This is a genomic window from Streptomyces sp. ISL-36, assembly GCF_018614205.1.
GTDB lineage: Bacteria > Actinomycetota > Actinomycetes > Streptomycetales > Streptomycetaceae > Streptomyces.
The window spans coordinates 19,759-28,458 of the sequence record NZ_JAGGOS010000165.1 but is presented as its reverse complement, the minus strand read 5'-3'; the positions used below and the strand labels follow the sequence as shown (position 1 = coordinate 28,458).

Here is an 8,700-nt window from a genome sequence, read left to right as displayed (position 1 = left end):
GTCAGGGGTGCATTACGGTGGGGCATGAGGGCCTTCTGTCGTTCGGTGGAGATGTCGCAATCCACACCGAACCCGGAAGGCCCTCACCCGTTCAAGACGCCTCAGCCGAGACGTGCATCACCCGTCCACAACCTCCCGGGGCAATACACCTAGGCGGCGGCCCGCGGTCCGCCGGGGGCGGTCACCTGCAGACGGTCCCGGAGGCCGGCACCTTCCCGTCGAGGAAGTACGCGTTCACGGTGTTCTGCACACACGCGTTGCCACTGTTGTAGGCGCCGTGGCCCTCGCCGTCGTACGTCAGCTCCACGCCGACGCCCTTGCCGAGGGCGTTCACCATCGCCCGGGTCCCCTCGTACGGGGTCGCCGGGTCGCCGGTCGTGCCGAGCACCAGGATCGGGGCGGCGCCGGGCGCGGAGACGTCGAGGCGGTCCCAGACGCCGGGGACCGGCCAGTCCGAGCAGCCGGCCAGGGACCAGCCCATGAAGTCGCCGAAGACGGGCGAGGCCCTGCGGAACTCGGAGAGGTGCTCCTTGGCCTGTCCCAGCGTGTAACGCTCCTTGAAGTCCACACAGTTGACGGCTGTGTTCGCCGCCTGGAGGCTGTTGTACACGCCGTTCTGGTTCCGTCCGTTCATCGAGTCGGAGAAGCTGAGCAGCAGCGCCCCGTCGCCGCCGTCGGCCGCGTCCAGGGCCTGCTCCAGGTACTGCCAGTACTGCCTGGAGTACAGGGCCTGCGCGATGCCGTTGACGGCATGGGACTGGGTGAGTTCGCGGTCCCCGATGCCCGGGATCGGCTTCTTGTCGAGCTCGGCCAGCAGCCCGGTGATGAAGGACTCGATCTCGTCGACCGTCGAACCCGGCAGGGCGCACGCGTCGCCGCGGGCGACGCAGTCCTTCGCGAAGTTGTCGAGGGCGAGCTGGAAGCCCTTGGCCTGGGCGAGGGCGCCCGACTCGGTGCCCGAGCTGGGATCCACGACGGCGTCGAACAGCGCCCGGCCGACCTTCTTCGGGAACAGGTGGGCGTACACGCCGCCGAGTTCCGTGCCGTAGGAGACGCCGAAGTAGTAGAGCTTGTCGTCGCCGAGGACCTCGCGCATCAGATCCAGGTCCCGGGCGGCGTTCTCGGTCCCGACGTAGGGGAGCATCCTGCCGGACTGCTCTTCGCAGCCGGCCGCGTACTTCTTCTCCGCGTCGGACAGGGCCCTCTCCTCGGCGGCGTCGTCCGGGCTGAAGTCCAGGGCGTAGTACGCGTCGAGCTCCTTGTCGGTCGCGCACTCGACGTCCTCGCTGCGGCCGACGCCCCGGGGGTCGAAGGAGACCAGGTCGTAGCGGGAGCGGAGCTTCTCGTAGTGGGAGGCGAAGGACGGCAGGGCGGTGAGGCCGGAGCCGCCGGGCCCGCCGAAGTTGAAGACGAGGGAACCGATCCGGTTCTGCGGGTCGGCGGCCCTGGCGCGGATCAGGGCCAGTTCGAAGGTCTCGCCGTCGGGCTCGTCGTAGTCGAGCGGCGCGTCCATGAAGGCGCACTCCCAGGCGGCGCCGCCCGGCAGCGGGGAGGGCGGCGGCCCGCCGCCCTCCGCGGCGGACGGGGGCGCACAGGGGGCCCACTCCAGCCGCTGCGCGGCGAGCCCCGCGAAATCGGTCGGGGCGTCGCTCTCCTCGCCCTTGTCGCCGCTGCCCGAGCATCCGGCGGCGAGCAGCACGGCGGTCGCGGTGAGCAGGACGGCGCGCTGAGCGGCGGAGATCGGCATAGGGCCATCGTGGGCCGGGACGAGCCCCCGCGCGCGGCGGCTGGGCCACCCGGGTGGCCCACCGACCGGCGGGGCCGCCCGTACCGAAGGCTCTTGCCGGGCTCGCGTCACCTGGTGCTTCGCGCGGTACGTCGGCCGGTACGTCACCCGGTTCGTCGGCCGGTGTTTCCTAGAGCGCGCCCCGCTTCGTCAGCCAGTTGAAGCACACCCAGCCGGGCAGCACCGGCAGCCACAGGGTCAGCAGACGGTAGAGCAGCACCGAGGGGGTCGCGACCTCCAGCGGGAGACCCACCGCCACCAGACCGAAGGTGAGCGCGCCCTCCACCGCGCCGACACCGCCCGGGGTCGGCGCCGCCGAGCCGAGCGCGTTGCCCGCGAGGAAGACGACGGCCACGCTCGCGTAGCTGATGCCCTGGCTGTCGTGGCCGAACGCGCGGATCGAGGCGTCCAGGCAGAGCACGAAGGTGGCGGTCAGGAGCAGCATGCCGCCGATGCCGGTGAGCAGCTTCATCGGCCGCTGGAGCACGTCCAGCATGCGCGGCACGACACCGGCGAAGAGCGAGCGCAGCCGGGTCGAGACGAACTTCCGCATGAAGGGGATCGCGGTGACCACCAGCACCAGCACCGCCACCGTCAGCAGACCGGCGATGACCGTCCTCGACGGGGTGAAGGACTGCGACTTCTCCGTACCCGTCAGATAGCCGAAGGCGAGCAGCAGCATGATGTGCGCGCCGAGGCCGAACAGCTGCGACGCGCCCACGCTCGCCACAGCGAGCCCCGGACGCACCCCCGAGCGCTGGAGGAAGCGGGTGTTCAGCGCGACACCGCCGACCGCGGCGGGCGCCACGATCTTCACGAACGAGCCGGCGACCTGGGCGATCACGGTCCGCCAGAACCCGACGCGCTCCGGCACGAAGCCGAGCAGGCTCATCGCGGCCGCCACATAGCTCAGCGCCGAGAACAGCACCGCGGCCGCCACCCACCGCCAGTCGGCCTGACTGATCGTGGAAAGGGGCGTGCTGGCGATCTGCGAGAGCAGGAAGTACGCGGCGACGGCGCCGGCGATCAGACTGACCAGGGTGCGGGGCTTGATCCGCTCCAGACGGACCGGCTCGACCGGTGCCTGCGGCCGGATCAGCAGGACCTGTTGGCGGATCTGCGCCAGCAGGTCCTCCTCCCGGGCCTCGTCGAGCGCCACGTCGATGGCCCGCTTCTCGGCCTGCTTCTCCGCCCTCTCGATCTTCCGGTCGGACTTCCGGTCGGACTTCCGGTCGGCCTTGCGGTCCGTCCGGCCGTCGGCCGTCACCTCCTCGCCGGGTGCGGCGGCCTCCGCGCGGGCCCGCTTCGCCAGCTCCGAGGCCTCCAGGACCGCCTCGCGCTCCCGCTTCGACCGCTCCCTGGCCAGTCTCCTGAGCGTCGCGCGCGTGGAGCGGCTCAGGGCGATCGGCTGGAGAAGGGGGAGACAGTCGGCGATCGCGTCCGGGCCGAGGACCTCCACGGCCGCGGCCACCGCCCGCTCGGCGCCCACCCGCAGACCGAGCGTGGTGAGGAGCTGGGCGATGTCCATCCGCAGGACCAGATCACCCGCCGCGATCTCACCGCCTCGCAGATCGGTCAGGATCACATTGCCGGAACGATCCACCAGAATCGCGTCCCCCGCGAGCCTGCGGTGCGCGATCCGGCGCGACTGCAGGGCGCGCACCTGACGCCAGGAGCTGCGCACCAGGTCGTCGGTGATCTCCTTGTCGTCCAGGGAGTCCAGGGTCCGGCCGCCCAGGTGCTCGTAGACGAGTATCACGGCGTCCGGGCCGAGCTCGGAGGTGGCGATCAGCTTCGGCGCGTTGGCGCCCGCGGCGATCGCCGCGTACGCGAGGAGCGCCTCCTGTTCGAGCGCCTGACGCAGCGAGACGATCGAGCGGCCGGTGGTGATGGCCCGCAGTGTCAGCCGGCGCCACGCGCGGTAGAAGAAGCCGTGCGCCTGCTGCTCGCGGTCGACGACCGTGACGTCGAGCGGGGGCCCGTCCTCCAGCGTCACGATGTACCGGCGGCCGCGGTCCCCGCTGTCGGCCGAGTCGGGAATCCCCACTCCCTCGGCGCGCAGTGCGGTGACCGGCCGGAAGCCGACCCGGCGCAGCCCGGCGAGAAGGGTCTGGCCGGTGGGCCGGACATTGGGGGAGCCGACCGCGTACAGCGTTCCATACGCCACGGTCCAGCCGATCAGTACGGTCAGGATGATCGAGAACGCGGTGGTGTACCCGGCCACCAGCATGGTGAAGGCGTCGAGCAGCAGCACCGTCCACAGGAGCACCCGCCAGCGCGGCCTGCGGGCCATGCCGACGGCGGTCATGTACGCGATGACGGGGGCGAGGTAGTTGTGGACGGGGTCGGTGAGACCGCCCCCGGCCTGCGGCTGGGTCAGCGCGTCCTGGATGGTGCCGGGCGCGGCCCTGGCGACCCAGAGGTCGGTGGCGAGGGTGACGCCGTGGGCGAGGACGGCGGCGAGAACACCGTCGGCGATCCGCAGTCCGTCACGTTTGATCAGCCGCTCGATGGCGAAGGCGACCGGCACGAGCAGCACGGCGATGCTGGAGACGAGACCGGCGATGTTGACGAAGACGTCCGGGGCGCCGCCGGCACCCTTGTTGATGTCCTGCTCAAGACCGGAGGTGGTGCCGTGGGCGAAGGCGGCGATGGCGACGACGAGGGCGATCACCAGGACGCCGACGAGCAGCCGCATCAGGTCGGAGGGCCGGTGCACCCGGGCGGCGAGCAGCGGCTCGTCGCCTGAGACGCGCTCGGGCTCCGAAGCCCCGGGCACGTCGGGGTGAGCCCCCTCCCGAGGAGGCCGAGCGTCGTGCCCCATCACCATGTCCGTCTCTGCTTGTGCTGCTTGCCAGTCTCGTTCTTCTTGGTGTTCTTGTCGCTCTTGATCTCGTATCACCAGTCACCGCCCGGACGATGGTGGCATGAAGCGGCGCCCGCCGGAGGCATCAGGGCGTTGTCGGTGCGGTGAGGCAGGATGGTGCGGATGAGCGTGCAGGAGCTTCCGGAGTACGCGGAGCGCGTACTGGAGGTCGCCGAGCTGATCCCGCCGGGCCGGGTGATGACATACGGCGACGTGGCCGAATGGCTGGGGGAGGGCGGGCCGCGCCAGGTCGGCCGCGCGATGGCCCTGTACGGCGGGGCGGTGCCGTGGTGGCGTGTGGTGCGCGCCGACGGCACGCTGCTGCCGGGCCACGAACTGCGCGCGCTCGGCCACTACCGCGACGAGGGCACCCCGCTGCGCGAGGCCGGCCGCGCCGCCGAAGGACATGTGCCGAAGCTCGACATGCGACGGGCCCGGTGGGACGGGGCGGACCCCGCCGCGGGTCCGGGTGCGGGAACTCACACGTGACAGCTTCGCCCATGGCAGGAGGGCCCGAGCGGCCCGATGACGGTACGGAGGCCCGTACGGGGTACGACTCGGGTGCCCTCCGTATCCCGTAACGTCGTCGTTCGCCCCGTACACCTCTCCACCTTCTCGTTCAGGACCGGTCGATCCACGTGAGTTCCTCCTCCACCACCCGGCGTGCGCCGTACCAGGGGCGGGCCACGGGTGCGTACCGCTTTGTGCGGACCACCCCGGCCCGGGTGGAGCCCCCTCAGCTGGACGCAGCCCAGCGGGCCGTGGTTGAGCACGCGGGCGGGCCGCTGCTCGTTCTGGCCGGGCCGGGCACCGGAAAGACGACCACGCTGGTGGAGGCGGTCGCCGCCCGCGTGGAGAAGGGGACGGACCCGGAGCGGATCCTCGTCCTCACCTTCAGCCGCAAGGCGGCCGTGGAGCTGCGCGACCGGATGGCGGCGCGGCTCGGCGGCGCGCGGCCGCCCCAGGCGACGACCTTCCACTCGTACTGCTACGCCCTGATCCGCGCGCACCAGGACGCCGACCTCTTCGCCGAACCGCTGCGGCTGCTCTCAGGACCGGAGCAGGACCTCGCGGTACGGGAACTGCTCGCGGGCCAGATCGACCTGGAGAAGACGGGCCTGGGCGGGGTGCGGTGGCCCGACGAGCTGAGGGCCTGTCTGACGACCCGGGGCTTCGCCGACGAGGTACGGGCCGTGCTCGCGCGCTCGCGGGAACTGGGGCTCGGGCCGCGGGCGCTGGCGGAGTTCGCCCAGCGGGTCGGCCGGCCGGACTGGAAGGCGGCCGCCGGATTCCTCGCGGAGTACCTCGACGTCCTGGACCTGCAGGGCGTCCTCGACTACACGGAGCTGGTGCACCGCGCGGTCCTGCTGTCCGAACGCGTGACGCTGCCCGCCTACGACGCGGTCTTCGTGGACGAGTACCAGGACACGGACCCGGCGCAGCTGCGGCTGCTGCGCGCGTTGGCCGGCCCTTCGACAGGGGCCGCCCGAAGGGCGTCCGTGAGGGGCGGTGGTCGGGCGACGGGCGGGAGCACGCTGGTCGCCTTCGGCGACCCCGACCAGTCGATCTACGCCTTCCGGGGCGCCGACGTCAACGGCATCCTCGAATTCCCCGACACCTTCGGCGGCGCCGACGTCCGGGTCCTGACGAACTCGCGCCGCTCGGGCGCCGATCTGCTCGCCGCGACCCGCCGGCTCACCCAGCGCATGCCGCTGCCGCGCCTGCCCGCCGACAAGGTCAGGGCGCACCGCGAGCTGACGGCGGTACGGGACGGGGGCCGCGTGGAGGTGTACACGTACCCCACCGCCTCCACCGAATCGGAGAACATCGCCGACCTGCTGCGCCGTGCCCACCTGGAGGACGGCGTCCCCTGGCAGGAGATGGCGGTCCTGGTCCGGGCGGGCACCACCGTCCCGGCCCTGCGCCGCGCCCTCACCTCGGCCGGCGTCCCCCTCGAAACGGACGCCGCCGACACCCCACTGCGCCACGAACCGGCGGTGGCCCCCCTGCTCCTCGCCCTGCGGACGGCGGCGACGGCGGACGCCGACTCGGAATCCGACTCGGAATCCGGGGCGGAGTCCGGGGCGGACGCAGAAACCGTGAAGGAGAGCGCCGGTCCCGCTGCGGACGCCGGTGCGGCGGACGGCGAGGAGACCGTCTCCCCGCCCGACTCCGCCTGGATCGACACCGAGACCGCTCTCGCCCTCCTCGCCTCGCCGCTCGCCGGCATGGACCCGGCCGACCTCCGGCGGCTCGGCCGCGCCCTGCGGGACGAGGAGCGGGCCGGCGGGAACAAGGTCCCGCCCCCGTCCGACGTCCTGCTCGCCCGCGCGCTCGCCGAGCCCGAACGTCTCGGCGCCCACGACCAGTCCTACGCCCGCGGTGCGCGGCTCGGCGAGCTGCTCCAGCAGGCCCGCGCCCGCCTCGCCGCCGGAGGCACCGCCGAGGACGCCCTCTGGCTGCTCTGGAACGGCACCCCCTGGCCCGGCCGCCTGGAGCGCGCCGCCCTGCGCGGGGGCCCGGCCGGACGCAACGCCGACCGCGACCTCGACGCCGTCTGCGCCCTCTTCGAGACCGCCGCCCGCGCCGAGGACCGGGTCGGCGGCCGCGGCGCGCTGAACTTCCTCGAAGAGCTCGACGCCCAGGACATCGCCGCCGACACCCTCTCCAGGCGCCAGGCCCGCCCCGACGCCGTCCGCCTCATGACCGCCCACCGCGCCAAGGGTCTGGAGTGGAGCCTCGTCGTCGTCGCCGGAGTCCAGGAAGGCCTCTGGCCCGACCTGCGCCGCCGCGGCTCCCTCCTCGAAGCCGACCGCATCGGCCGCGACGGCCTCGCCGAACCCCTCACCCCCGGCGCCCTCCTCGCCGAGGAGCGCCGCCTCTTCTACGTCGCCGCCACCCGCGCCCGCGACCGCCTCGTCGTCACCGCGGTCAAGGCCCCGGCCGACGACGGCGACCAGCCCTCCCGCTTCCTCACCGAACTCGGCACGGAGCCCAAGGACGTCACAGGCCGTCCGCGCCGCCCCCTCGCCGTCGCCGCGCTCGTCGCCGAACTGCGCGCCACCACCGTCGACCCGGCCGCCTCCGAGGCGCTGCGCGACGCCGCCGCCCGGCGCCTCGCCCAGCTCGCCGCGCTCACCGACGACGAGGGCCAGCCGTTGGTCCCGGCCGCCCATCCGGACCGCTGGTGGGGCCTGTTCGAGCCGACTCACAGCAAGGTCCCGCTGCGCGACCGCGACCACCCCGTCGCCCTCTCCGGCTCCGCCCTCGACCAGCTCGCCCGCACCTGTGCCCTTCAGTGGTTCCTGGGCCGCGAGGTGAAGGCCGACGCCCCCGCCACCGCAGCCCAGGGCTTCGGCAACGTCGTCCACGTCCTCGCCGACGAGGTCGCCTCCGGCCGCACCCCCGCCGACCTCGACGTCCTCATGGCCCGGCTCGACTCGGTCTGGGACGCGCTCGCCTTCGACGCGCCCTGGAAGTCCGCCCAGGAGAAGGAGCACGCGCGCGTGGCGCTGGAACGCTTCCTGCGCTGGCACGTGATGGACCGCGGCGGCCGCGCCCCGGTCGCCACCGAGCACGACTTCGACGTCACCCTGGAAGCGGGGGAGTACGAGGTCCGGATCCGCGGCTCCATGGACCGCGTCGAGGCCGACGAGCAGGGCCGGGCCTACGTCGTCGACTTCAAGACCGGCAAGTCCGCCCCGACCAAGGACGAGGTCGCCCACCACCCCCAGCTCGCCGTCTACCAGCTCGCGGTACGCGAAGGAGCGCTGGACGAGGTCTTCGAAGGCCGCCGCCCGGAGCCGGGAGGCGCCGAACTCGTACAGCTGCGCCAGGCCGCCCCCAAGAAGGAGGGCGGGGACGCGCTGCCGAAGATCCAGGCACAGGAACCCCTGGCCGGACAGTGGGTCGGCGACCTGCTCGCGACGGCGGCCGGCCGGGTCCTGGACGAGCGCTTCACCCCCACCACCGGCCAGCACTGCACGCACTGCACCTTCCGCGCCTCGTGCAGCGCCCAGCCGGAGGGCCGCCACGTCGTGGAGTGACC

4 protein-coding genes are annotated in these 8,700 nt (G+C 73.0%); 2 read left to right on the top strand and 2 right to left on the bottom strand.

Features of this window, described 5'->3' with window-relative positions; translation table 11 throughout:
* Positions 1 to 181 precede the first annotated feature (181 nt).
* Both J7E93_RS33255 and J7E93_RS33250 read right to left on the bottom strand, forming a co-directional pair.
* A complete protein-coding gene (locus J7E93_RS33255; RefSeq protein ID WP_215073768.1) occupies positions 182 to 1,747 on the bottom strand; it encodes an alpha/beta hydrolase in 1,566 nt (521 codons plus the stop codon).
* A gap of 169 nt (positions 1,748 to 1,916) precedes the next feature.
* Positions 1,917 to 4,616: a lysylphosphatidylglycerol synthase transmembrane domain-containing protein gene (locus J7E93_RS33250; RefSeq protein ID WP_215073767.1), complete on the bottom strand. Its 2,700-nt coding sequence runs from the start codon at positions 4,614 to 4,616 to the stop codon at positions 1,917 to 1,919.
* A gap of 150 nt (positions 4,617 to 4,766) precedes the next feature.
* Here J7E93_RS33250 and J7E93_RS33245 point away from each other — a divergent pair, with 150 nt between their 5' ends.
* Both J7E93_RS33245 and J7E93_RS33240 read left to right on the top strand, forming a co-directional pair.
* Entirely contained in the window at positions 4,767 to 5,141 is a 375-nt protein-coding gene (locus J7E93_RS33245) for an MGMT family protein (protein ID WP_215073766.1), read from the top strand.
* A 149-nt stretch (positions 5,142 to 5,290) separates the two neighbouring features.
* Complete coding sequence (locus tag J7E93_RS33240) at positions 5,291 to 8,698, top strand: ATP-dependent DNA helicase (RefSeq protein ID WP_215073765.1); 3,408 nt, start codon at positions 5,291 to 5,293, stop codon at positions 8,696 to 8,698.
* Positions 8,699 to 8,700: the final 2 nt, after the last annotated feature.

Excerpts from the sequence above, each read along its gene's own strand:
- J7E93_RS33255 (WP_215073768.1), bottom strand. The coding sequence starts at position 1,747 with ATGCCGATCTCCGCCGCTCAGCGCGCCGTCCTGCTCACCGCGACCGCC.
- J7E93_RS33250 (WP_215073767.1), bottom strand. The coding sequence starts at position 4,616 with ATGGTGATGGGGCACGACGCTCGGCCTCCTCGGGAGGGGGCTCACCCC.
- J7E93_RS33245 (WP_215073766.1), top strand. The coding sequence starts at position 4,767 with ATGGTGCGGATGAGCGTGCAGGAGCTTCCGGAGTACGCGGAGCGCGTA.